Consider the following 23,570-nt stretch of genomic DNA (forward strand, 5'->3'; position numbering starts at 1 on the left):
AGGTTTCCGCCGGCCGGATGGGCTACAGCTGGAACCAGCTAAATCCACGTTGCCATATGTCCAAAGGAATGGTGCATGCCGTAACGTCAAAGCGCTGCTGCGGTGCAGAATTCCGCTCTGCTGCATTCTTCGACCAAGGTTACGGCATGGATCCCAAGGTCTCCGCGACGGAGCTTCGCTCCTGCTTCGCCCAGGGATGACGAAATCCGGGAGGTTTCCGCCGGCCGGATGGGCTACAGCTGGAACCAGCTAAATCCACGTTGCCATATGTCCAAAGGAATGGTGCATTATCTACGCGCTGAACGCATGTGATGATCATCGGCTTAGAGACGGAATGGCTGCGAGCCCTTCGTGGACGACACCCACTTCCTCAATGTCCGCCCAATTTACAAGCCGCTTGTTTCCGTTAACTTCATAAGTGAGGTGAGACATGTTGATGACCGCACGCAAGCCAGCAACGGTTGGCGAAATTCTTACTGAAGAATTCATGCAGCCACTCGGCCTGACACAGGCGGCTTTGGCCGAAGCCATGGGCGTCCAGCGCAAGCATGTCAACGAATTGTGCAACGGCCGCCGCAACGTAACGGCAGCGACCGCGCTCATTCTGGCGCGGGTGTTTGGCAACAGCCCGGATTTCTGGCTGAACGTCCAGCGCCGCAGCGATCTTTGGACGGTTATGAATTCGCCCGACGAGCGGGCGCGTGTTGATCGCGCCAAGCCTTTGGCGACAGCCGCATAGACAAGACTGCGACCGCCGCATTCCTCTAACGGAGCGCCCCTCTTAGTGTAGTGCCTTGACCAGCGCCGCCACCATCGCCTGCGGCCGGTAGCCGAGCCTGGCCGGCGTCAGGCCGAGCCGGACCACAACCAGCTGCTCCGAGGGGATGATGGCAACCGTTTGTCCGTCATGCCCCTCCATCCAGTAGGTGTCCTTGGGCAGGCCCGCGGCAATGCCGGCGCCGGGTCTTTCTTCGTCGCCCGGTCCTTCGATCCATAATTGCCCCTTGCCGTAGACCTTCGACGCAGTTGCCGGTTCCCGCATCCAGTCGACGAAGCCGGCGGGCAGGATCTCCTTGCCGTTCCAGACGCCGCCCTGCAGCAGGAACTGGCCGAAGCGCGCCCAGTCGCGTGCCGTGGCATAGAGATAGGATGAGCCGACGAAGGTGCCGTGCTCGTCGGCCTCTAGCACCGCGCTGTGCATGCCGAGCGGATCGAACAGCGCGGTCGTCGGCCAGGCCAGCGCCTTGTCCTTGTCGCCGATCGCGTCCTGCCACAATCGGGACAGCATCACCGCCGTGCCGCTCGAATAGGAAAACACCTTGCCGACCTCGCCGGTCAGCGGCTTGGATCCGGCAAAGCCCGCCATGTCCGGTTCGAGATAGAGCATGCGGGTTACGTCGGCGACGTCGCCATAATCCTCGTTGAATTCCAGCCCGCTCGACATCGCCATCATGTCGGCGAGGCTGATCACGGCGCGGCCATCTCCCTTCCAGGGACCGAACAGGCCCTGGTTGGTCATCGCCAGCTTGCCGTCCTTCACCAGCGTGCCGACAATCGCCGCATTCACCGTCTTGGTCATCGACCAGCCCAATAGCGGCGTCTTTTCGGAAAAGCCTTCGCCATAGCGCTCAGCGACGATGCGGCCGTTCTTGACCACCACGACCGCCCGCATGCCGGCACCGGTCATTGCTGGATCGTCGAGGACTTTCGCGAGGTCTGGATCCTGCGAGGCATCGGCCTTGTCGCCCTCCGGCCAGATCGCATCGGGCAGTGGCGCCGGCGTCGGTGCAGCTCCGGCGACAGCCTCGGCGGCGGCAATATCGCCGTCGGGAACCGAGGCGCAGCCGAGCCCGTCGCGCGCAACCGCGACACTCTTGCCGAGCACACCGAACAGGCCCGCCGAAACCGTTCCCTTCTCCTTGTCGACCGACACTCTCATCAGCTTCAGCAGCGGATGACCCGGCGCCTGCACATCGACGGCAAGCACATCGTCGGCATCTCGCCCAGCGATGAAGACGTTCGAACAGACGATCTTGGCTGCGTAACCGGAGCCGACGCGGATCAGTTCCGGCGGGGCGAAATACAGCCAGGCGGCGAGTATCGCGGCGGCCAGCACAGCCAGACCGAGCAGCCATTTGACGAACTTCAAAAGGATCTGCATTTTGAGTTCCCCCGGCGCGCTCGATCTATGTCATCGATTTGCCGCCATTGTTTCGGCAAAATCGCGGCTCTTGTCGAGCGCCGTCAACCGAATATCAACCATGATCGGCGATCACAGGTGTATGTCGCCCAAAAGCATGCCCTTGGGCCTGACCCGAGGGTGCGCAGCGGTTCTGGGACAACGACATGCACAGACAAAAGAGCTAAGCGCGTCGAAACGATGCGCTTAGGACAGACCGGGCGATCCTGTGGGGTGACCGTCCGGCGGGGCTTGAATGCATGCGTCCCAAAACTGCGCAACGGTTTGGGAATGCATGAAACGAAGATCAAGGCGCATCGCGTAAGTCGGTTTCAGACACGCCGCGCCCGGTCGAGGGGCCACCCGCGGAAAGACCCATCAGCGGCCGGCTGAAACCGGCTCGGGAAGTAGCGATGCGCCGTTTCGCGGTTCTCATCACGCTGACGCTGCTTGGTGCCTGCTCGACGGTCGAGGATCTGACGCCATCGCTGTCGTCATCCAGCGCCCCGACGGTTGCGGTACGCGCGCCGCGTTTTGCCGATTCCGACCCGCATGAATGGGACAGCGGCGCACCGTGGAGCTATGCCGTCCACGGCACCGACGTCTCCAAATACCAGACCTCGATCGACTGGCCGGCGGCCAGGGCCAGCGGCATCTCCTTCGCCTTCATCAAGGCAACTGAAGGCGGAGACCGGTTCGATGAAGCTTTCAACGAGCATTGGAGCCGCACCAAGGCGTCGGGCATTCCCCGCGCCGCCTATCACTTCTTCTACTTTTGCACGCCGGCCGCTAGCCAGGCGCGCTGGTTCATCCAGAATGTGCCCAAAGACAGCTCGGCCATGCCGCCGGTTCTCGACATGGAATGGAACCCGAAATCGCCGACCTGCAAGCTGCGGCCCGATCCCGCCACGGTACGCAGCGAGATGAGCACATTCCTCGAAATCGTCGAAAAACACTACGGCAAGAAGCCGATCATCTACACCTCGGTCGACTTCTTCGAAGATAATGGTTTATCGGGCTTCCGCAATTACCCCTACTGGCTGCGCTCCGTCGCCGGGCACCCGCGCCAGAAATACGGCAGCCATCCCTTCACCTTCTGGCAGTATACCGGAACGGGCGTCGTGCCGGGCATGGCCGGAAACGCCGACATCAGCGTCTTCAACGGCTCCGAAGCCGCCTGGAAGAAGTGGTTGCGGCAGAACACCCGTTGACACCGGGCCTGTCGCCTGCTTTTCGACACAGCCAATGACGAATGCCTGCAACCGCCGGTAATCTTCTTGGAAGGATAGCGATGCGATTGCGCTTTGGACTTCTCGCGGCGCTGCTCCTGTGCGCCGTACCGGCCGCGGCAGAGCAATGCGGCGGCGATTTCGAGGCATGGAAGCAGGGTGTGGCGGCGGAGGCCAGGGCGGCTGGCGTCGGCGCTGCCGGCCTTGATGCGCTGGAAAACGCCACCCTCGATGAGAAGGCATTGGCACGCGACCGCGCCCAAGGCGTCTTCACCCAGACCTTCATCGAATTCTCGAACCGCATGATCTCGTCGCATCGGCTGAAGCAAGGTGCGGCCAACCTGCAAAAATATGCCGAGGTCTTTGCCCGCGCCGATCGCCAATTCGGCGTGCAGGCGCCGGTCATCGCCGCCTTCTGGGCCCTGGAAACCGATTTTGGTGCCGTGCAAGGCGATTTCCACACACTGAACGCGCTGGTGAGCCTCTCACATGACTGCCGCCGCCCGCAGCTGTTCCGGCCACAGATCGTGCCGCTGCTGATGTTGATCGATCGCGGCGTGGTGCCGGCCGACGTCACCGGTGCCTGGGCCGGCGAGATCGGCCAGACGCAGATGTTGCCCTCCGACTATCTCGGTCACGGCGTCGACGGCGACGGCGACGGCCTGGTCGACCTGCGCGGCAGCGCGCCTGATGTGATCATGAGCACGGCCAGCAAGATCCAGTCGCGCGGCTGGAAGCGCGATCAGCCCTGGATCGAGGAAGTCCGCGTGCCCGACGATTTGCCTTGGGAGCAGACGGGACGCACCAACAAGCTGCCGTTGACGCAGTGGGCGCAGTGGGGCGTTACCAGGCCCGACGGTACGCCGCTTCTCGACAACGGCATGAAGGCCGGCCTGGCACTGCCTATGGGCCGCAAGGGGCCAGCCTTCCTGACCTACGACAATTTCGACGTCTATCTCGAGTGGAATCAGTCCTTCACCTATGCCCTGACCGCGGCAAATCTTGCCGCCCGGCTGGGGGGCGCGCCGCGCTTCGATCCGCGCAACCCCGAACCCGGCCTCAACGGCGACCAGATGAAGGCGCTGCAGACCAAGCTCGAGGCGAAAGGCTATGACGTCGGCACCGTCGACGGCATACTGGGCAGCAACACCCGCGAAGCGATCCGCAAGGAGCAGATGCGGCTGGGCCTGCCGGTCGACGGCTGGCCGACGCCCGAGCTGCTGGCCAGGCTGTGACGGTGGTGAATGGTGAAAAGGAATAGCACCGGAGCCGCACAGAGCACCAGAGCTACTACTATTCACTATTCACTATTCACTATTCACTATTCACTATTCACTATTCACTATTCACTATTCACTATTCACTATTCACATCACTCCCTCGCCAGCAGGAAATCGATAAAGGCTCGCAGCGGCGCGGGAACCTGCCGGGAACTCGCGTGATATAGATAAAAACCCGGAAATCTCGGCGACCAGGCTTCGAGAAAGCGGATTAGCTTTCCCGCTTCGATCCACGGCCGGACCTGATATTCCATCATGTACGCCACGCCGACCCCATCCAGAACTGCCCCGATCATCAGTTCCGTATCGTTGACCGTCAGGCCGCCGCTGACGGCCACTTCCAAGGCACGTTGGCCCCGGGCGAACTCCCATCGATAAAGATTGCCGCCGCTCGGCCACTGGAAATTGATGCACTGGTGCTGATGCAGGTCCGCGGGGTGACGGGGTATCGGGTGATGCTCGAGATAGCTCGGCGCCGCCACTGCGGCCATTTCGAGTTCCTCGCTGAGTTTCACCGCCACCATGTCCTTGTGCAGCCGCTCACCCAGTCTGATCCCGGCATCGAAGCGGCCCTCGACGATGTCGGTGAGCATGTCGTCGACGATGATTGTGAGGGCGATATCGGGATAGGCGCGGCGGAAATCGCCCAGGATCGGCGCGATGAAACGCGTGGCGGCGATGCGCGGAACATTGATGCGCAGCGAGCCTGCCGGCCGGCCGCGTGACGCATGCGCGTCGGCAACGGCCCCTTCCAGTTCGCCGAACGCCGGTGCGATGCGGGCAAACAGCTTCTCGCCCTCGGCGGTCGGCGACATGCTGCGCGTGGTGCGGTTGAGCAGGCGGACACCGAGACGCTCTTCCAGCCCGCGTATCGTCTGGCTGAGTGCTGGAGGCGAAATCCTGAGCTTGGCCGCGGCGCGGACGAAGCTGCCCTCTTCGATGATTGCTGCAAACGCCGTGAGTTCGGAAAACTCGCTTCCTCGCATTATGTACCCCAGGCTTAACAGGTCAGTTAGATAATAGGCTATTCTCTGAGCAATAGCATGCCCCTAGCTTTCCCTGGAACGCCGCTCGATCGAGGCGGCCGTCATCAGACGGAAGGAGAAGCCATGCATCGTCCACTCGAAGGCAAAACCGCACTTGTGACCGGCAGTTCGCGCGGCATCGGACGCGCCATCGCGGAGGGGCTCGCGGCCAAGGGTGCTGCCGTGGTCGTCAACTATGTCGGCAACGAGAAGGCAGCCAGGGAGGTCGTTGCCGCCATTGAGGGAAATAGCGGAAAAGCGATCGCCATCCAGGCGGACGTCTCCGGCATCCCTGATATTCGCAGGCTGTTCGAGGAAACCGAACGGCAGATGGGGCCGATTGACATCGTCGTCGCCAATGTCGGTGTCGCGGTCATAAAGCCGCTCGTCGAGGCCACCGAAGCGGACTTCGATCACGTCTTCGGCGCCAATGCCAAGGGCACCTTCTTCACGCTTCAGGAGGCGGCGCGCCGCGTTCGCGACGGTGGCCGTATCATTGCCGTCTCCACCGGTGGAACCAGGATGTTCTTCACGCACACGGCGCTCTATCTCGGCAGCAAGGGAGCCGTCGAGCAGTTCGTCCGCGTCCTCTCGCGCGAACTCGGCCCGCGCGCCGTTACCGTGAATGCGCTTTCGCCAGGCTTCACCGACACCGACTTGCTCCCCGAACGGGACCGCGCCGTGGCCGCCGGCATGTCGCCCTTCGGCCGGATCGGAGCGCCGCGCGACGTCGCCGATGTCGCGGCTTTCCTCGCCTCGGACGAAGCTCGCTGGCTGACTGGCGCGAATATCCAGGCCGGCGGCGGGGTAGCCTGAGTAGTAAGTAGTAAGTAGTAAGTAGTGAGTAGTAAGTAGTGAGTAACGAACTGCTTCTACTCACTACTCACTACTCACTACTCACTATTCCCTAATCCGCCATCGTCTCCAGGCTGGCAAACCCCTGCGGCGCATCGCCTTCGTCGAATGGCGTCGCCACCTCGACGAAAGTATCGGGATAGAAGCCGTTGAACCGTGTTCGGAGCGACAGCGAATAGGCGCCGATATGGCCGATCTCGATCCAATCGCCGGTATCGACGGTTTCGGGCAACCAGAACGGCCGCGACAATATATCGACGGAATCGCAGGTCGCGCCGCAGACCTTGAACGGCACGATGGTCTTGTCCTCGCCATTGCGCGAGCGGATCGCCGGATCGGGGATGAAGCGCGCCGGCAGCGTGATCTTGCCGGTCCATGAATCCGACAGCGACGCCCAGATGCCGTCATTGATGTAGAGCCTTTTGCCCTTGCGCAGCAGCACACGCACAATCAGCGACAGGCAGCGCGCCACGATCACCCGGCCGGGCTCGGCCACCAGCGGCATCTGGTCGAACTGGTACTCCTGCAGGTCGCCCGACAGGCGCGACATGATCTGGCCGAGCGACGGCATTTCCGGTTTGCGGCTGTTCGGATCATGACCGTATTCGGCCGGAAAGCCGCCGCCGACATCGAGCCCGGCAATGTCGAAACCGACGCGGTTGCGCACCCAGTCGGCGGAGGCCAGCGCCCGCTCATAGGTGTCGGGATCCTCGATCTGGCTGCCGACGTGAAAGCACAGCCCGACCTTGTAGCCGGTCCGGTTCAGCCGTTCGGCGAGTTCCACCGCATTGGCAGGCCCGGCGCCGAACTTCTTCGACAGCTCGTAGGCCGCCGAGCCTTTCGTCTGGATGCGGACGAACACGGTGATGGCGCCCGGATCGATGTCGAGCGCCCGCACCACCCTGGTCAGCTTGGTGATCTCGTCCTCATGGTCGAGCGAAATGACGCGGATGGCGTATTTTTCCAGCGCCAGCCTGATGTCCGACTGCGCCTTGACCGGGTGCATGTAGAGCATCTCGGCGTCGGGCGAGACGGCGCGCACGGCGGCGAATTCGCCGGGCGAGGCCACATCGAAGGCGCTGACGCCGGCCTCGACCAGGGCGTTGAGCACGATCTGCTCGCCATTGGTCTTGACCGCATAGGCGGTCTTGCCGGGAAACATGCCCATGAACTGTTTGGCGTCCGCCTTCAGCACTTGCGGGCGGAAGCAATAGATCGGATCGTCCGGGCGAAGCGCCAGCGCTGCCTCGCGGGCATTTTCGAATCGCTGCATGGACGAATCCCTTGACTGAGGCTGCGCACAATTAATCGAAGCTAGCGGCTAATGAAAACAATTCTATGTCTCGCCGCCCCGGCTTCGCGGCGCTACGCCGTTCTGTACCGCCGGTTATGGGCGAGCCAGGCCATCGCTCAGGTTTCGGGTGGCCCTTGCGGCCGGATCGGATATGGCGTGAACAGACGCCTGACGAGCAAGGCATCTCGTCTGGGAGGACGACCAATGGCGATAGCTGCCACCACCACGATGCGCGGGCCGATGGTGCTCAAAGACTGGGCGCAGCTTCTGCTGCTCGGCGCCATCTGGGGCGGTTCGTTCTTCTTTGCCCGCATTGCCGTGGCGGAACTTCCGCCGCTGGTGCTGGTGCTGTTCCGCGTCACCATCGCGGCGGCGGCACTGCAGCTCTATCTTGCGGTCCGCGGCCCGTCCTTTCGCCTCGCTTTGCCGCATGCCGGCCTGTTCTTCCTGCTGGCGCTCGCCAACAATGTCATCCCCTTCTCGCTGATCTTTGCTGGCCAGACCGAGCTTGGCGCCGGCGTCGCCTCGGTGCTCAATTCGACGACGCCGTTCTGGACGCTGATCCTCGCCAACGCCCTGACCAGCGACGAAAAGCTGTCATGGAACAAGCTCGCCGGCATCGCCCTCGGTATCGCGGGAACGGCGGTGATGATCGGTCCCGGCCTGATTGCCGGGCTCGGCGGCCCGGTCTGGGCGAAATTCGCGCTGATCGGCGCCTCGGTTTCCTATGCGGTGGCGCTGATGATTGCCCGCCGCTTCAAGGGTGTGCCGTCACCGGTCATTGCCACCGGCCAATTGACTTGCTCGACCATCATCATGGTCCCGGTCGTGCTGCTTAGCCATGGCACTGCCAATCTGTTTTCGGCCTCGCCGCCGGTCTGGGCGGCGGTGCTGGCGCTGGCGCTGCTGTCGACGGCCTTCGCCTATATCCTCTATTTCAACCTGGTCGCTTCGGCCGGCGCCACCAACGCCTCGCTGGTCACGCTCATCGTGCCGGCCAGTGCCATCCTGCTCGGCTTCCTGTTCCTGGGCGAGCGGCTCGAACTGTTCGAACTCGGTGGCATGGCGCTGATCGCGCTCGGCCTCGTCACTATCGACGGTCGCCTGTTCGGGCGGCGCTAAAGATGGCGCTATATGGGCGTGATCGCGGGAACAGATGAACCCTGCCATTCCAGACGCCAGATACCGCCTTGCCGGAGATTCTGAACGAGATCGGGAAGGAAGGCGGCAAGGCAGGTCCCGCCAACATGTCTCACGGAAGGATACACAAGACCGGTCGCGGCGTCTTGCTTGCGGAGTTGTTTCGCCAGCGCCTGACCGGCCGGATAGGCTAAGGCGGTATCCGGATCGAGCACCGGGTCCTTGCTGAACTCAGCACCGCGCAGATCGTGAAACGAGCCTATGAAGTCGGCAACGAGCTCCGCATAGTCGGTGGCGTTTTCGAACCGTTCGATCGCGGCAAGCTCGCGCGTCAGATGAAACGAGACCTCGCCGAGCGCGGTTTTTACATCGAATGCACAGTACCAGGCGCCCCTGGCATCATCGTTGAAACGATTGCCGCCCGGACGGGTGTAAGCGAACGCCGCATTGATGAAGGTGTAGCCCGGCCTCCCGAACACCAGTTCGCGCGGATCGAGGTCGGGCAATCCCCCTTGCTGCGCCTGAAGACGGCCGCCGGTGGCTCCTTCGAGCTCCGCAAGGTCCTCCAAATCCCCATGATTCCTGGCCAACGGCATCAGGACCGGCTCCTTGAGCCTGCCTGTCGAAATCAGCCGGATCGTGTCGCGCTGGGAAATATCAGCGCGCGGCGGGATCTGCATTCAAAGTCCACCGCGCAAGGCGTCGATGTGTTGGCGAACCTGCAGCAGTTTCGGAATGCCGCCCTCGATCATCACGTCCAGGGGGCGCCGGCCACCATAAAGAGGCCCTTTGTTCGGCAACCGCACCCATTCATCGGCAAGCGCCTCGGAAAACAGAAGCCGCAGTCCCTTGAAGATGCCGATCAGGGCGCTGATGCGTGTCAGCGAATCCTGGGAGAGAACGCCCTCCCACTCGCCTTTCTTCATGCGGAACCAGGTTCTCTCCGATACGTCGCCGATCAAGGTACAGATCTCGGTGCTGGTCAGATGCCAGATGTCTGCGAGCCTGACGATGCCGGCAACAGCAGCTGGCGTGATCCGCGCCCGTGCCGAGGCATCCGCCAGATTTGCCGGCAAAGCCTGATTTGCAGGATCGCGAACCGCATAAGCGACACTCATTCCGACCTCCATCACTTGGCAGGCTATATACTGCCAATTGGCAGCCTATTCAAGTCCCGGGCTATCCTCACAACGCGCTGCTGGTCGCCCTTCGCTTCATGTAGCGTCCGGCATCCGGCTGGACGTGCAAAGGATGCCTCGAATCTTCGGTTCGGTGCGAAAATCGATTTCCGATCTCTGCGGCGGTAGCGCTGCCATTCTCGTTGCTGCCCCGGCTTTGCCACAAATTATTCACAGGTCCCGAGCCGGCTTTTGACAAAGAGTTTCAATGCCTAACGGCAAACGGCAGGTCGCAAATTCCACAATCTCGTCGCATTGCAGCAAAGTTTCTGCTTGCCTGTGGCACAAATGACCCTAGACTCTCGCCATAGCTCTTTAAGAGGAGGCTATGACATGGGACTGACGAGGCCGATCAACGCATTGATGATTTGTGCTGCGTTTGCATTCATCGGCGCCCTCATTATGGGCGTCCTTCCATAAGGCCGCTGAGCGGGGGAAGACCAGCACCGAATACTCCAAATCATTGAAAAGGCCGGGCATTTTGCCCGGCCTTTTGCATTTGGGACGGGCCTACGCCGCGGCGGATCCCGCCGCCTCGACTTCGTGCGACCTGATGCCGATCATGTGGCAGATGGCAAAGACCAGATCGGCCCGGTTCATCGTGTAGAAGTGGAAATCGCCGACGCCGCGCTCGACAAGGTCCAGCACCTGCTCGGCCGCCACGGCAGACGCCACCAGCGCATGCGTTTGCGGGTCGTTCTGCAGCCCATCGAAGCGCTCGGCCAGCCATGCCGGCACCAAGGCGCCGCACCGCGCCGAGAAGTTGGCGACCTGGGTGAAATTGTGCACCGGCAATATGCCCGGCACGATTGGTATGTAAATGCCGGCCCGCCGTGCCCGCTCGACGTAGCGCTCATAGAGATCGTTGTCGAAGAAGAACTGCGTGATCGCCCGCGTCGCTCCGTTGTCGGCCTTGCGCTTCAGCATGTCGAAGTCGGTGGCGAAATCCGGGCTTTCCGGATGTTTTTCCGGATAGGCCGAGACCGATATGTCGAAATCGCCGGCGCCCTTCAGCGCATCGACCAGTTCGGCGCCATTGGCATAGCCTTCCGGATGCGGCCGGTAGGCCGCGCCGACGCCCTCGGCCGGATCGCCGCGCAGTGCTACGAAACGCTTGACGCCCATATCGGCGAACTCCCGGATCACCGCATCGACCTCGTGGCGCGCCGCATCGACGCAGGTCATGTGCGCCGCCGGCGTCAGCGTCGTTTCGTTGAGGATACGCTTGACGGTGCGGGCCGTGCGCTCGCGGGTCGAACCACCGGCGCCGTAGGTGACCGAAACGAATTTCGGCCTGAGCGGCTCAAGCCGGGTGACCGTGTCCCACAGCCTTGCTTCCATGTCGTCGTTCTTCGGTGGAAAGAACTCGAACGAAACCCTGACCTTGTCGCCGATGTCGGGGCGGCGGGAGAAGCGGAACTGGTTCATCAGGCGGTTTCCCCTATCGGATACGCATTGGCCGGTTGTCTGTCGTTGGAAGGCTCGGCAATCAGCATGCGCCGATCGCGGCCGAGCCAGAGTTTGACGGTGAGCTTGGCCTCGTTGCCGCCGCGCGGCTCGAATTCCTGGCTGTCCTCGAGGTCGAGGCCCGCCTCGGAAAACCAGTCGCCAATTTGCCGGTCGGAAAAGCCGAGGCGCATATGCGCGTGCTCCTCGCGCAAGAACTCCAGCGTGTGCGGCGCGAAATCGACGATCACCAGCCGGCCGGCCGGGCGCAACAGCCGCGCCGCCTCGCGGATGGCGCGGGCGGGATCGTCGAGATAGTGCAGCACCTGATGGATGGTAACGAGGTCGAAGGCGTCGCGCTCGACCGGCGGCGCAAAAATGTCGCCCTGGCGCACCTGCGCATTCGAAACGCCCGCCTTGTCGAGATTGGCGCGCGCCACAGTCAGCATCTCGCGCGACATGTCGATGCCGACGCCGCGCCGATAGAGCGGCGAAAAGATCTCGAGCAGCCGTCCGGTGCCGGTGCCGAGATCGAGCATCGACTGGAACGGCCGCTTGCCGACGACTTTGATGAGGGCTGCCTCGACCGCGCGGTCCGGCACATGCAGCGAGCGGATATGGTCCCAGCTTGCGGCGTTTACCGAGAAATATTCGGCAGCCCGGTCCTGCCGCTTGCGCTTGACCGCGGCCAGCCGTTCGAGATCACGCTCGACCTGCGGATCGGCGCCGCGGATGCCGGAAACCAGCCTCAGCACGAAATCGCGCGAGGAGTCGGAATCCGATAGCCGGAAGAACGCCCACGAGCCCTCCTGGTAGCGGCCGATCAGCCCTGCCTCCAGCAGCAATTTCAAATGGCGCGAGACGCGCGGCTGCGATTGGCCGAGGATTTCGGTGAGATCGGACACGGTCAGATCGCCGCGCGACAGCAGCGCCAATATGCGCAGCCGGCTGGATTCGGCAGCCGCCTTCAATGTATCTACCATCGTGTCGAGAGCGACATGCATGCGAGCATTCTCTTTGAAAAGATATAAACATATGTTTATGTCGGTTTTGATAGGCTTGCAAGTGCTATGTCGCTTCCGGACAAGAAAATGACGCATGCGTGGCGGACCGCGCAAGGCCGCAGGCATGATCGAGGCGAGACCCATGTTCGAAACGCGCAGCGGCGAAAAGCTTCTGGAAACCGACCCGGCAACGATGCCGCCGGATGGCCATGTCGTCTTCATCGGCCGCATCGCTTCGCCTTGGGTCACGCGGGAGACCTGCCCCAAGAACATGAAGGCAGCGCGGGAGACGGGACAGCCGGCGGTTCTCACGATCGATCCGCTCTATCGGGGCGGCCTGCTTGGGCTGGAACGCGCCAGCCACGTGATCGTCCTGTCCTGGCTGCACCATGCGCCGCGGCAACTGATTATCCAGAAACCCCGCCATGCCACGGAGCCGAAAGGCGCCTTTTCGCTGCGCTCCCCTGCCCGGCCGAATCCTGTCGGACTGCATGTCGCCAAGCTCGTCGCACTCGACATCGACACCGGCCGCGTCGAGCTTGACGCCATCGACGTGCTCGATGGCACGCCGGTCATCGACATCAAGCCCTATTTCGCCTCGACCGATGCCTTCGCCGAGGCGACCATGGCTGGGCGGAACGAGACGTCCAGATCGGACGAGCAGTGAGCGCCCCGACCGGCCGCCGCCGCGCCATCGCCAAGACGCTGACAGCGCTTCTGCCGCTGGCGCCTTATGCCGACATGGAAAAGATCCGTGCCGATGCCGGCGCCGTGCACATGAAGAGCTTGCCGCCGAGCATTGCCGTGTGGCTGGCGACGATTGCGCATATTCGTCACGCCCACACCGACTACGAAAAGCTGCTGGCCGACGGCTATGACCGCGATTCCGCGCGCTTCTTCGTCATCGAACAAACCAACATCGTGCTGACCCGCTGGCGTGCCACCCGTCTGCTCGACGATGAGGATGAGGCGTAGAGGATGGGTTCTGCGGCGCCCCCTCTGTCCCGCCGACGTCAGGTCGGCAACAAAAAACCCGCCTCGGGAGGCGGGTCGTTGGAGCCAATTGGCACCATACGTAAATTAGTAGCATAGCTGCCGGCACAAAGCAAGAACAAAGTTTGCTCGCCTTCAGCGTTGAATCGCGACTTCGTTTCAGCTTGGGTTTTGAGAGGTCGAGGGACAGTGCCCCTCTGCCCTGCAGGATATAGGGGTACGAAGGAACGCGGCTTCGACTGGCAACACCGCCTTGCCTGGACTCACCTTCAGGCCCGGTAAATCCACTGCTCGGGCACGCGCACCGATATCTCCTCGCCGGCGGCGATCGTGCCGGGCTTCTCGACCCAGGCGACGAGGCCGCGCAAGCGCTTCGCCGCTTTCGGGAACAGCAGCGCGCCGGCCTCGTGGTCGGCCATCCCGGCATTTTCGGCGACCGATCGCCCGGCGATCCTGCAAGGCCCATTCTGCGCGTCGATCTTGACGGTCGTGCCGCCTTTGAAGAACAGCAGCGAGCCGGATGGCAGCATCGAGAGGTGCGGCAGGCCTTCGATCAGGAGATTGGCGCCGATCCATTCCGGCTTGATCGCGGTAATGCCCATCCGTTCGGCAACGATTGCGAGTTCGTCCGCTGCCACGATCGACAATTGCCGCTCGTTGCGTATCTCGGTGCCGCGCGGATACCAGGGTTCCCGCCCGCCGGAGCGCCGCGTCGTGCCGGCATGGAAATCGCCCTCGATACCGTCGAAACCGAGCTGCAGTGCATCCACCGCTCGCGTCTCAAAACGATCGAATGGTGCGAGATAGAGCGCCGTCACCCTGGCGGCGAGTTTTCGCGCCGGCACGATCTCGACCGGATTTTCGGTTGCGGGAAACAGATCCGGCATTGGTTTCATTCCTAGCGACGGGATGCAATTAGCCGAAGTCGATTTATGGGGTCCAGTCGAAAGCGTTGATGCTCCAATCAAGGCGGCTGATACGGGGCGGCACCACCAGCTTCCTGGTTGAATCAGCCCTTGCAAAAGCGTGCCGCATTGCTGCCGCGCTGCATCGGTTGATAATATCGATCAGGTCAAGCCTGCAGAGGTTATCATGCATCCCGCATCGGCAATCGCACAGCTCTGGCTGCTCTGGGTTATCTCATGGGCCGCGGCCGCCTTCTGGGCCGACCGGGTGAAAAAACGCGCCGGCTTTAGGGCGGAACTGCCCTACCGGGCGGTGCTGGTGGTCGGCACGATCCTGCTCTTCATCCCGGCGCACGGTTATGCCGGCTCGCTGAGGCTTTGGACGCCGAACCTTGCCGAAGCGTGGATCTGCGTCGCCCTGATTGCCGCCGGCCTGGCATTTGCCTGGTGGGCGCGGCTGCATCTCGGCCGCCTGTGGTCGGGCACGGTCACCGCCAAGGCAGAGCACCGCGTCATCGACAGCGGCCCCTACCGGCTGGTCCGCCACCCGATCTACACCGGGCTGCTTCTGGCAATCCTCGCCACCATGGCGGCGAAAGGCACCCTCTGGGGCGTTGCCGGTGCCATCGTTCTCACCGCCGGCATCGTCATGAAGGCAAGGCTGGAGGAACGTTTTCTGCGCGGCGAACTGGGTAGCTCTTACGACGACTATGCCAGGCGCGTTCCGATGCTGGTGCCGTTCGCGCCGAGCTAATGCATGTCGCCCAAAAGCATGCCCTCGGGCTTGAACCGAGGGTGCACAGCGGTTTTGGGACAACGACATGCATAAAACAAAAATCTAAAGCATGCGTAACAGCGCGCCGCCGATCGAGTAGCCGGCGCCGAAGGCGCAGAGCAGGCCGTAGTCGCCGGCCTTCATATCGGCATGGTTCTCCGACAGGGCGATGATGGCACCGGCGGCGGCGGTGTTGCCGAGGCGCTCCAGCACCATCGGCGCGCGGTCATGGTCGACGTCATGGCCGAACGACAGTTTCAGGATCATGGCGTTCATCCGCGCATTGGCCTGATGCAGCCAGAAGCGCCGGATCGCTTGCGGCGTCAGCCCGTGCTCGGCCAGGAATTCGACGATGAACTTGTGGCCGGCGACGGTGACTTCCTTGAACACCTTGTTGCCGATCTGCTTGATCAGATTGCCTTCCAGATCGATCATGTATGGATCGTCCTGGGTGGCGCGGGTGTAATAACCGAGATTGGTGCGGATGCTGTTCGACATCTGCGTCCAGGTGCGCGTGTCGAGCACCTCGAAGCGCCCCGGCCGCTTCTCGCCCTGCGCGAGCCCCTCGACGATCATCGACACGGAAGCGTCGCCGAAGATGAAATGCGTCTGCCGGTCGCGAAAATTGAGATGCCCGGTGATGATCTCCGGCGTCGTCACCAGCACGCGTTTATGCGCCCCTGCCCGCACCAGATTGACCGCGATGTGCAACGCCGCCGCCGCCGAAGAGCAGCCAAGCCCCATATCGAAGCCGGCGCCTTTCGTCCCTAGCGCCTGCTGCATTTCGATGGCGATCGCCGGATAGGGCCGCTGATGGTGCGAGGCCGAGCAGATCACCAGGTCGATATCCCCAGGTTTCAGCCCGGCATGATCGAGCGCCTTGCTGGCCGAGGCGATGCCGAACTCGGCCTCCAGCGACAGCGCATCGTCGGGCCGCGCCGGGAAACGCGGCGCCATACGGGTCGGGTCGAGGATGCCCTCCCGTTCGATGACATGGCGGGTCTGGACGCCCGAGGCATGGACGATGAAGGCACTGTCCGATTTCTGCAGCAGCGGCTCGCCCGAGACCTCGCGGCGGACGTTCTCCATGTCCACCCAGCTGTTGAAGCTGGCGACGAGTTCCTCATTGGTGATCGAAGCTTCGGGGATCTCAACGCCGATGCCGCTGATGATGACGCGATGCATTTCCAGTTCGTCCCGTGCGCAGGCGTTGCGGCTTCATGTCGACGCCGCAAAAAGCTCGGCGCAACCTCTTTTGCACCTAGCCAGTTTATGCCGGCTTAAATCAAGTCCCTGGAAACAGTCTTTACCAGGCGCAGAGCTTGGTATTGGTCTGCGGGTTGTTCCAGCAGGCACCGTCATCGCGGCTGCGCACGAATTGCCCGGGCAGCGGCACGTTGCGGCGGCCGAGATTGACATAGCCATAGGCAAAACCCGGCCCGTCGATCTCCAGGACGTAAGTTGGATAGCCCGGCGCCGAGATGCGAAAGCTGCCGGCATCGTCCAGCGCCCGGTAGCTGCAGGAGAAATAGCCGTCGTCGCTGGTGAAGCAGCGCGCTCGCTTGGCCTGCGCCGATATCGAAAAGGCAAGCACAGCGGCCGCACAAATACTGCCGCCGAAAACTATCTTTTTCAGTGTCATCATCCACCCCCCATGGCCCATGAAGGGCCGTTATCCCTGCCCCAGCGAGATGCGCATGACGGCCAAAGCCGGTCAAGCATCCGCCATGCACTGTTTTTGGGTGTGACCAAAACTTTCTAAGAGACTGTTTCGAAATTCGTTCTGGCGAGTCATATGGTGGTGGTTTCGAGAACCGGAGCGCAGCGGACATTTAGGTCCGTGAGCACCGGAAGCGCAGAAAACGCCATCAGATGGCCGCCAGAGTAGAATTTCCAAACGGTCTCTACGCCACGATGAAGATACGGGGAAAGCGCAGCAATACCTTGCCGCTTGCCGTTTTCGGATAGGCTTCGCTGATCCTGGCCGTGTAGCGCTTCAGGAAAAGGAGCCGCTCGTTCTCGTCGAGCGGATCGAGGAACGGCTTCAACCCGGTCGACTTCACCCATTCGACGATCGCCTCGGCATCGGCCAGCGGATGGTTGTAGATCGTGTGCCAGATATCGAGCCGATCCGAGAATGGCGACAAAAGGTCGTAGTAGAACGCGACCGGCGGCAGCGGCGCGCGGGCCGCGCGCTCGAGCTTTTCGGCAAACGGCATCTCGGCCGCGGTCTCCCGCATCAGCCGGTGCGAAGGCTCGGCCATATTGTCCGGCATCTGCACGGCAAGCGCGCCGCCGGGCGCCAGAAATCCCATCAGCCGCTGGAAGACCGCCGGATGCTCCGGCAGCCACTGAAACACCGCATTTGCAAAGATCACGTCGACCGGTTCGGCCGGCTGCCACGTCGCCGCATCCGCCAAGCCAAAGCTGACGCCGGGAAGGCGCGCCTTGGCCTTCTCGATCATGTCGGGCGAGGTATCGAAGCCGCTGATCTGCGCCTGCGGCCAGCGCTCGACCAGCAATTCGGTCGAATTGCCCGGCCCGCAGCCAATATCGACAACCCGGCGCGGTTCCTGAACCGGCACCTGCGCAAGGAGATCGCGCGCTGGGCGAGTGCGCTCATCCTCGAATTTGAGATATTGGGCGGCGGACCAGTCTGGTCTCACCTTCGCGACGGTATTCATCGATAGACCTCGCGACGGTCGCCGACTTGAACCACCCAAATTGCGACGGCGCTATCGTCGATCCTTGTCAGAATTCGGAATGAACCCACACGATATTTCCAGAGGCCCGCAAGCGGTCCTGTTAGCGCTTCGCCAAGTTCGCGTGGATTATCGCGCGGGGCGAGCCTGTTTTCCAGGAAGTCGACAATCCGACGCTGATCGGACCTTTGCAATCTGGAGATATCCTTCAGTGCGCGCTTCTCGACACGAATTGTCCACACGATCAACCGTCACTGCGGTCGCTTGCATCGTCCAATCCCAGTCGTTCCTTAACTTCGGCCAGAGAAAGCCATTCACCTTCACCATCGTTAAGGCGCTCGAGGGCGATTAGTCCGTCCTCCAAATCCTGAATTTGCTCGACAATGGCCTCAACGACTACGTCGTGTTTTGTCCGGCCAGTTTTCCTTGCCACGATCTCGAGGCGTTTTTCCAGCGCGGTCGGAAGTTCCACATTAAGCATGTTTGTCTCCTTCCGGTAATTCTACGAGCAGCCTGGAATGCTTGCAACCAATCCGTTCCCTACCTCGTCAGCCGCTTATACGTCATCCTGTGCGGGTTGACCGCTTCTGGGCCGAGGCGGCGGATCTTGTCCTGCTCGTAATCCTCGAAATTGCCTTCGAACCATTCGACATGGCTGTCGCCCTCGAAGGCGAGGATGTGCGTCGCCAGGCGATCGAGGAACATGCGATCGTGCGAGATGATGACGGCGCAGCCGGCGAAACTCTCGAGCGCGTCTTCAAGTGCGGCCAGCGTTTCGGTATCGAGATCGTTGGTCGGTTCGTCGAGCAGCAGCACGTTGCCGCCGGTCTTCAGCATCTTGGCCAGATGCACGCGGTTGCGCTGCCCGCCGGACAGGTTGCCGACCTTTTGCTGCTGGTCGCCGCCGCGGAAATTGAACGACGCGCAATAGGCGCGGGTATTGGCTTCGAACTTGCCGAGCTTGACCACTTCGGCGCCGCCCGAAATCTCTTCCCAGACGGTCTTGGTCGGGTCGAGTGCGTCGCGGCTCTGATCGACATAACCGAGCTTGACCGTCTCGCCGACGCGGATGGTGCCGGCGTCCGGCTTTTCCTGGCCGGTGATCATGCGGAACAGCGTCGTCTTGCCAGCGCCGTTCGGGCCGATGACGCCGACGATGCCGCCCGGCGGCAGCTTAAATTCGAGATCGTCGATCAAAAGCGTGTCGCCAAAGCCCTTCGACAGGCCCTCGACCTCGATCACCACATTGCCGAGCCGTTCGCCATGCGGAATGACGATCTGGGTGTCGCTCGGACGCCGCTTGTCGGCTGCATCCAGCAGATCCTGGAACGCCTGGATACGGGCTTTCGACTTGGTCTGCCTTGCCTTCGGGCTGGACTGGATCCACTCGCGCTCGCGGCCGATCGCCCGCTGGCGCGCATCGTCCTCGCGGCCCTCCTGCTTGAGGCGCTTGGCCTTGGCTTCGAGATATTTGGTGTAGTTGCCTTCGTACGGGATACCGCGGCCGCGATCGAGCTCGAGGATCCAGCCGGTGACGTTGTCGAGGAAGTAGCGATCGTGGGTGATGATCATCACCGCGCCCGGATAGGCGCGCAGATGCTTTTCCAGCCACGCCGTCGTCTCGGCGTCGAGATGGTTGGTCGGCTCGTCAAGCAGCAGAAGGTCGGGCTGGCGCAGCAGTAGCTGGCAGAGCGCGACGCGGCGGCGCTCGCCGCCCGACAGCTTGGTGACATCGGCCTCCTTGGGCGGGCAGCCGAGCGCCTCCATCGCCATCTCGACCTGCTGTTCGAGATCCCACAGGTTGAGCCGGTCCATCTCGTCCTGCAGCTTGGCCGACTCGTCCGCCGTCTCGTCGGAATAGTTCATCATCAATTCGTTGTAGCGCTCGATGATGGCGGTCTTGGCGGCGACGCCTTCCATGACGTTCTCGAACACGTTCTTGTTCGGATCGAGCGCCGGCTCCTGCGCCAGGTAACCGACGGTAGCGCCTTCGGCCAGCCAGGCCTCGCCGCTCCACTCCTTGTCGATGCCGGCCATGATCTTGAGGATCGTCGACTTGCCGGCGCCGTTGGGGCCGAGGATGCCGATCTTGGCGTCCGGGTAGAAGGACAGATGAATGTTCTCGAGCACCTTCTTGGTGCCGTAGGCCTTGTTGAGGCCGGCCATGTGATAGATGAACTGGCGTGCCACGCGCGCTTTCCCTGAAAAGTCGACTGATGTCGGATTGAATGGAAGTTGGGCGCTATGTAAGCGATGCGGCCCCGAACGGCAAACAGTTTTGGTCCCAAGCGGTTTTGGTCGCACCCGCAAACGCTTAGCCGCTTCATTTCGTGCCGGCGCCCGGGCGAAAGCTCCGGTTAACCATTCCGCGTCAAAACAGTGTTGGATGGGAAATCGCTGGCAGCCGCGATTTCGGGGAGAGAGATCGGGCCGTGCTGAACAGTTTCCTGCTTTTTGCCGAAGCGGTTCTCTATTTCGGCATCATGGTCACGCTTTTCCGGTTCAGGGGCCGCATCGGCCTCGGCGTCTTTGTTTGCGCCCTTGGCGTCATGCATTTCCTGGAAACCTATCTCGCCAGCGTCTTCTACGTCGCGCTGCCGTTCGGCATGGTGTCGCCGGGTTCGGCCGTGCTGTTTTCCGGCAAGCTGGTCATGCTTCTCCTGCTCTACATCAAGGAGGACGCGGCAACCGTCCGCCAGCCGATCTACGGCCTGCTGCTCGGCAATACTCTGATGATCGGGCTCGTGCTGATCCTGCGCCTGCACGACATCGCACCGCTGCCCGACGGCAAGCTTCCCGACATCGGCTTTATCGACGAGATGGGCTGGCTGATGGTGTGGGGCACGACGCTGCTGTTCGTCGACGCCATCCTGATCATCCTGCTCTATGAAAAGCTCGGTAAATATCTGCGCAAGGCGCTTTTCACCCGCATCCTGGTCTCCGTCGCCTGCGTGCTCACCTTCGACCAGGCAGGTTTTTTCACGGCGCTGCATTTCGTCACCGGTGCGCCGGTCGCAGTGTTCTTCGGCGGCTGGTTCGCCAAGATGGCAGCGGCCTTGGTCTACAGCACCATGCTGGTCGCCTATATCAGGTGGTTCGAGGCGCGGCAGGTGCCGGCGCCGCGCGGGCTTTCCGACATTTTCGACACGCTGACCTATCGCGAGCGCTATGAGGCGCTGGTCGAGCATGTCGGTCGCGACGGCCTCACCGGCCTGCTGCACAGGGGGCGCTTCGACAGCGATGGCGAGGCCGCCGTTGCTGCCAGTCTGCGCACCGCCAGGCCGCTCAGCCTGCTGATCATTGATGTCGACCACTTCAAATCGATCAACGACCGCTTCGGCCATGCCGAGGGCGACAAGGTGCTGAAAGCCCTGGCGATTTTGCTTGGCGAACTTGTCGGGACCGAAGATCAATTGTTCAGGATCGGCGGTGAGGAATTCGCCATCCTTGGCTGGCGTCCGCAGCCGCTTGCCAGACTGCTGGGCGAAACCGTCAGGCAAGCGGTCAAGACGTCCGCAAGCACCAGCCGGTTCGACATCACCATCAGCGCCGGCATCTCGACGGTCAGCGAGACCACCCGTTGCCTTGCCGATCTCTTCGCGCTGGCCGACCAGCGTCTCTACAAGGCCAAATCGACGGGGCGCGATCGCGTTGTCGGCGAACCGGGCGGCAACGAAGCAGACGGGCGCAACACGTGGACCAGGCCGGAGCGCAGCGCCGGCGCGTAACGCTACTCTGGCCTTTGCTTGGGGCAATCAGGATTTGCGCCGCTGCCATGCGCCGATCGCAACCGAAACCGCCATCAGCGCGATCGCCAGCCATTTCAACGCGGTAATAATCGGACCAGCATCGATGTCGTAGGCAATGAACAGAAGGATGCCCGGCACCAGCAGGCCGCAGAGCACGAGCGTGATCCGGTTGATCTGCCATGACACTTTTGCGGCAAGCGCCTGGTCGCCGGGCACGGCGACAAGCGCGGCGTGCAGCGACTTCGGCGCGACCAGCGCGGTCGAAAGACGCAGCGAAACCGGCAGGCCTATGCCGATGATCAGCAAGGCGCATGCCGCCAGGAGCAGCGAAAACTTGAGCGCACTGGTTTCGGCCGGTACCGGGAACAGCAGCTCCGCCATCGGCAGGAAGACACAGAAGATCCCGAGCGCCGCAATGGCGATGAAGATCGCCGCGTTGACCAGCGTGAACAATTGGTACGTGCCGCCGCCGACGGGTTTGGCGAGCGTGGTCATGCGCACCCACTCGACTTCGGTGTAGGAAAAGCCCGGCCACTCCATATGGCCGTCGCGGATCGCCGTCATGCCCTTGGCCCAGAACGCCAGCCGCGCCAGCGCGCCGCCCGTCATGCCACTCATCGCCACCCCCCTGCGAATGATACCCAGGGATCATACCATCCCCGGTGCAAAGCGACAGTCGCGTTCGGCCTGTTTACTGGAACCCGACGGCATCGACCGTGCCCTTCGGGCAGCCGGCCTTGGTTGTTGGCGCCGAGGCTAGCAGCAGGGCACCTAGCGAAGCGTTCGAAGCGATCGGGCCGGTAAGGCCGAGCGTCAGCTCGCCGATCAGCCGCCTGCCGTTCGAAGGATCGACCACGCAGGACACACGGACCCGGTCGCCCGCGCCTTTGCCGAAGGCGCTGTCGAAGGTGCTGCGGATCTGATCGGACGTGAGCTGCTTGCCGATGTTCTTGGTGAAGAGATCGCGCACCGGCGACGCGTTCACCGCGCGCATCAGGTTCAAGGCGTCGGCGAAATACTCCTGCTGGCTCTTGCCGTAGCAGGTGCCGTGCTTGATCCATTCATGCCTTTCGAGGGCGGATGCGGTGCCCGGCATCACCTGGTCGAGTTCCGCTCGCGTTTTCGGGTCAAGGGTGACCACCGGCAAGTCTCGCCAGTGCGCAGGATCGTCGTTCGCCTTGTCGCTTGCCGCGACCTGGCAATAGAAATTTCCGTTCGGCTGCGGCCACAATCCATGCAAGGTGAAGTGGGTCGCATCGAAACCGGCGGCGGTCTGCGTCCGGCATTCAGTCTTGCCGGATTTGGTCTCGCAGAAAGCCGGCTGCCAGCTCAGCGCGAAGACATATTCCGGCTTTCCGGACGCCGATGGCTTGTTCGGCTCGGCAGGCGCCGGTGCAGCCGGCATCGTCGACGCGCTGCCGCCCGAAACATGGCCGCAGCTGATCTTGACCCAGCGGCGCTCCGGATCGGCGCCCGGCACGCGGATGAGATAGTGCGTTGGTGCGTCCTTGTTGCCGGCCAGGAGATCATAGCTCTGGCCAGCCGCGGTCGAGACATTGCCGGGGTTCTTGCCGTTCTTGATCGCCTGCGTCGCCGGACAGGCGAAATCAGCAACGAAAGAGCCGGTCATCTTCACATCGGCCCGCGCCACGCTTGTGCCAGCAAACGCAAGAAACACCGCCCCCCATATCGCCCAAATCCGCATTCCGGCACTCCTCATGATTCACGCCGCAAGCTAGAAACTTGCGACATGTCAGAATTACGATTTGTTTCGCCGGCCGCAAAAAAACAATCGCCAGCGCATTGAGACGGGTCC

26 protein-coding genes are annotated in these 23,570 nt (G+C 62.4%); 10 read left to right on the forward strand and 16 right to left on the reverse strand.

The features are described from left to right. Together AC0L2Y_RS29745 and AC0L2Y_RS29750 are read left to right on the forward strand one after the other, a co-directional pair. A partial coding sequence (locus AC0L2Y_RS29745) for a hypothetical protein (protein WP_473561388.1) occupies positions 1–200 on the forward strand: 200 nt, incomplete at its 5' end. Positions 201–430: 230 nt separating this feature from the next. Continuing rightward, on the forward strand, positions 431–739 hold the full coding sequence (locus AC0L2Y_RS29750; RefSeq protein WP_473561390.1) for a HigA family addiction module antitoxin: 309 nt from the start codon (positions 431–433) through the stop codon (positions 737–739). Between the two features lie 42 nt (positions 740–781). Here the strand turns inward: AC0L2Y_RS29750 and AC0L2Y_RS29755 are convergent, their stop codons facing one another. After that, the gene (locus tag AC0L2Y_RS29755; protein WP_473561392.1) at positions 782–2,161 is read right to left on the reverse strand and encodes a serine hydrolase domain-containing protein; all 1,380 of its coding nucleotides are present in this window, start codon (positions 2,159–2,161) and stop codon (positions 782–784) included. 431 nt (positions 2,162–2,592) lie between these two features. On the opposite strand from AC0L2Y_RS29755, the gene AC0L2Y_RS29760 reads away from it, so the two are divergent. Together AC0L2Y_RS29760 and AC0L2Y_RS29765 are read left to right on the forward strand one after the other, a co-directional pair. Then, positions 2,593–3,390 (forward strand): glycoside hydrolase family 25 protein, encoded by a 798-nt coding sequence (locus tag AC0L2Y_RS29760; RefSeq protein ID WP_473561393.1) that lies wholly within the window; start codon positions 2,593–2,595, stop codon positions 3,388–3,390. An 80-nt stretch (positions 3,391–3,470) separates the two neighbouring features. Next, entirely contained in the window at positions 3,471–4,643 is a 1,173-nt protein-coding gene (locus tag AC0L2Y_RS29765; RefSeq protein WP_473561395.1) for a lytic murein transglycosylase, read from the forward strand. A gap of 137 nt (positions 4,644–4,780) precedes the next feature. Here the strand turns inward: AC0L2Y_RS29765 and AC0L2Y_RS29770 are convergent, their stop codons facing one another. After that, positions 4,781–5,674, reverse strand: coding sequence for a LysR family transcriptional regulator (locus AC0L2Y_RS29770; protein WP_473561397.1), 894 nt, complete (start codon positions 5,672–5,674; stop codon positions 4,781–4,783). A gap of 123 nt (positions 5,675–5,797) precedes the next feature. On the opposite strand from AC0L2Y_RS29770, the gene AC0L2Y_RS29775 reads away from it, so the two are divergent. Further along, on the forward strand, positions 5,798–6,529 hold the full coding sequence (locus AC0L2Y_RS29775; protein ID WP_473561399.1) for an SDR family oxidoreductase: 732 nt from the start codon (positions 5,798–5,800) through the stop codon (positions 6,527–6,529). A 91-nt stretch (positions 6,530–6,620) separates the two neighbouring features. Here the strand turns inward: AC0L2Y_RS29775 and AC0L2Y_RS29780 are convergent, their stop codons facing one another. Further along, complete coding sequence (locus AC0L2Y_RS29780) at positions 6,621–7,841, reverse strand: alanine racemase (protein WP_023721223.1); 1,221 nt, start codon at positions 7,839–7,841, stop codon at positions 6,621–6,623. A 225-nt stretch (positions 7,842–8,066) separates the two neighbouring features. On the opposite strand from AC0L2Y_RS29780, the gene AC0L2Y_RS29785 reads away from it, so the two are divergent. Beyond that, positions 8,067–8,984: a DMT family transporter gene (locus AC0L2Y_RS29785; protein WP_352492722.1), complete on the forward strand. Its 918-nt coding sequence runs from the start codon at positions 8,067–8,069 to the stop codon at positions 8,982–8,984. 8 nt (positions 8,985–8,992) lie between these two features. Here AC0L2Y_RS29785 and AC0L2Y_RS29790 read toward each other — a convergent pair whose 3' ends face one another. From AC0L2Y_RS29790 to AC0L2Y_RS29805, 4 genes are all read right to left on the reverse strand, one after another. Beyond that, positions 8,993–9,682: an RES family NAD+ phosphorylase gene (locus tag AC0L2Y_RS29790; protein ID WP_473561401.1), complete on the reverse strand. Its 690-nt coding sequence runs from the start codon at positions 9,680–9,682 to the stop codon at positions 8,993–8,995. Then, positions 9,683–10,120: an MbcA/ParS/Xre antitoxin family protein gene (locus AC0L2Y_RS29795; protein ID WP_352749581.1), complete on the reverse strand. Its 438-nt coding sequence runs from the start codon at positions 10,118–10,120 to the stop codon at positions 9,683–9,685. 570 nt (positions 10,121–10,690) lie between these two features. Next, positions 10,691–11,608, reverse strand: coding sequence for a methylenetetrahydrofolate reductase [NAD(P)H] (gene metF / locus AC0L2Y_RS29800; RefSeq protein ID WP_352564450.1), 918 nt, complete (start codon positions 11,606–11,608; stop codon positions 10,691–10,693). After that, the gene (locus AC0L2Y_RS29805; protein WP_352564449.1) at positions 11,608–12,630 is read right to left on the reverse strand and encodes an ArsR/SmtB family transcription factor; all 1,023 of its coding nucleotides are present in this window, start codon (positions 12,628–12,630) and stop codon (positions 11,608–11,610) included. Before AC0L2Y_RS29805 ends, metF begins: the two co-directional genes overlap by 1 nt. Before the next feature lie 142 nt (positions 12,631–12,772). Between AC0L2Y_RS29805 and tsaA the strand changes: the two genes are divergently transcribed. Further along, entirely contained in the window at positions 12,773–13,297 is a 525-nt protein-coding gene (gene tsaA / locus AC0L2Y_RS29810; protein WP_473561448.1) for a tRNA (N6-threonylcarbamoyladenosine(37)-N6)-methyltransferase TrmO, read from the forward strand. Then, positions 13,294–13,605 (forward strand): DUF2293 domain-containing protein, encoded by a 312-nt coding sequence (locus AC0L2Y_RS29815; RefSeq protein ID WP_473561402.1) that lies wholly within the window; start codon positions 13,294–13,296, stop codon positions 13,603–13,605. Before tsaA ends, AC0L2Y_RS29815 begins: the two co-directional genes overlap by 4 nt. Positions 13,606–13,892: 287 nt before the next feature. On the opposite strand, the gene AC0L2Y_RS29820 is transcribed toward AC0L2Y_RS29815, so the two are convergent. After that, positions 13,893–14,510 carry an MOSC domain-containing protein gene (locus AC0L2Y_RS29820; RefSeq protein WP_473561404.1) on the reverse strand — a complete coding sequence of 206 codons (618 nt, stop codon included), beginning with the start codon at positions 14,508–14,510 and terminating at the stop codon, positions 13,893–13,895. A 205-nt stretch (positions 14,511–14,715) separates the two neighbouring features. Here AC0L2Y_RS29820 and AC0L2Y_RS29825 point away from each other — a divergent pair, with 205 nt between their 5' ends. Next, positions 14,716–15,282, forward strand: a complete 567-nt coding sequence (locus AC0L2Y_RS29825) for a methyltransferase family protein (RefSeq protein WP_473561406.1) — start codon at positions 14,716–14,718, stop codon at positions 15,280–15,282. 84 nt (positions 15,283–15,366) lie between these two features. On the opposite strand, the gene AC0L2Y_RS29830 is transcribed toward AC0L2Y_RS29825, so the two are convergent. The 6 genes from AC0L2Y_RS29830 to ettA form a co-directional block, all read right to left on the reverse strand. Next, positions 15,367–16,488, reverse strand: coding sequence for a beta-ketoacyl-ACP synthase III (locus tag AC0L2Y_RS29830; protein ID WP_352709690.1), 1,122 nt, complete (start codon positions 16,486–16,488; stop codon positions 15,367–15,369). Positions 16,489–16,609: 121 nt separating this feature from the next. After that, positions 16,610–16,945 (reverse strand): hypothetical protein, encoded by a 336-nt coding sequence (locus tag AC0L2Y_RS29835; protein ID WP_473561408.1) that lies wholly within the window; start codon positions 16,943–16,945, stop codon positions 16,610–16,612. A 262-nt stretch (positions 16,946–17,207) separates the two neighbouring features. Then, a complete protein-coding gene (tam, locus tag AC0L2Y_RS29840; RefSeq protein WP_473561410.1) occupies positions 17,208–17,987 on the reverse strand; it encodes a trans-aconitate 2-methyltransferase in 780 nt (259 codons plus the stop codon). After that, positions 17,984–18,247, reverse strand: coding sequence for a type II toxin-antitoxin system RelE family toxin (locus AC0L2Y_RS29845; RefSeq protein WP_473501666.1), 264 nt, complete (start codon positions 18,245–18,247; stop codon positions 17,984–17,986). The genes tam and AC0L2Y_RS29845 overlap by 4 nt, the downstream gene beginning before the upstream one ends. 2 nt (positions 18,248–18,249) lie before the next feature. Next, positions 18,250–18,486, reverse strand: a complete 237-nt coding sequence (relB, locus tag AC0L2Y_RS29850; protein WP_473561411.1) for a type II toxin-antitoxin system RelB family antitoxin — start codon at positions 18,484–18,486, stop codon at positions 18,250–18,252. Positions 18,487–18,545: 59 nt separating this feature from the next. Further along, positions 18,546–20,195, reverse strand: coding sequence for an energy-dependent translational throttle protein EttA (ettA, locus tag AC0L2Y_RS29855; protein ID WP_352453385.1), 1,650 nt, complete (start codon positions 20,193–20,195; stop codon positions 18,546–18,548). A 242-nt stretch (positions 20,196–20,437) separates the two neighbouring features. Between ettA and AC0L2Y_RS29860 the strand changes: the two genes are divergently transcribed. Next, entirely contained in the window at positions 20,438–21,733 is a 1,296-nt protein-coding gene (locus AC0L2Y_RS29860; RefSeq protein WP_473561413.1) for a GGDEF domain-containing protein, read from the forward strand. A 27-nt stretch (positions 21,734–21,760) separates the two neighbouring features. On the opposite strand, the gene AC0L2Y_RS29865 is transcribed toward AC0L2Y_RS29860, so the two are convergent. Both AC0L2Y_RS29865 and AC0L2Y_RS29870 read right to left on the reverse strand, forming a co-directional pair. Continuing rightward, on the reverse strand, positions 21,761–22,372 hold the full coding sequence (locus AC0L2Y_RS29865) for a hypothetical protein (RefSeq protein ID WP_473561415.1): 612 nt from the start codon (positions 22,370–22,372) through the stop codon (positions 21,761–21,763). Between the two features lie 73 nt (positions 22,373–22,445). Continuing rightward, entirely contained in the window at positions 22,446–23,459 is a 1,014-nt protein-coding gene (locus tag AC0L2Y_RS29870; RefSeq protein WP_473561416.1) for a ribonuclease T2 family protein, read from the reverse strand. Positions 23,460–23,570 lie beyond the last annotated feature (111 nt).

The organism is Mesorhizobium sp. WSM4830, from assembly GCF_055811495.1.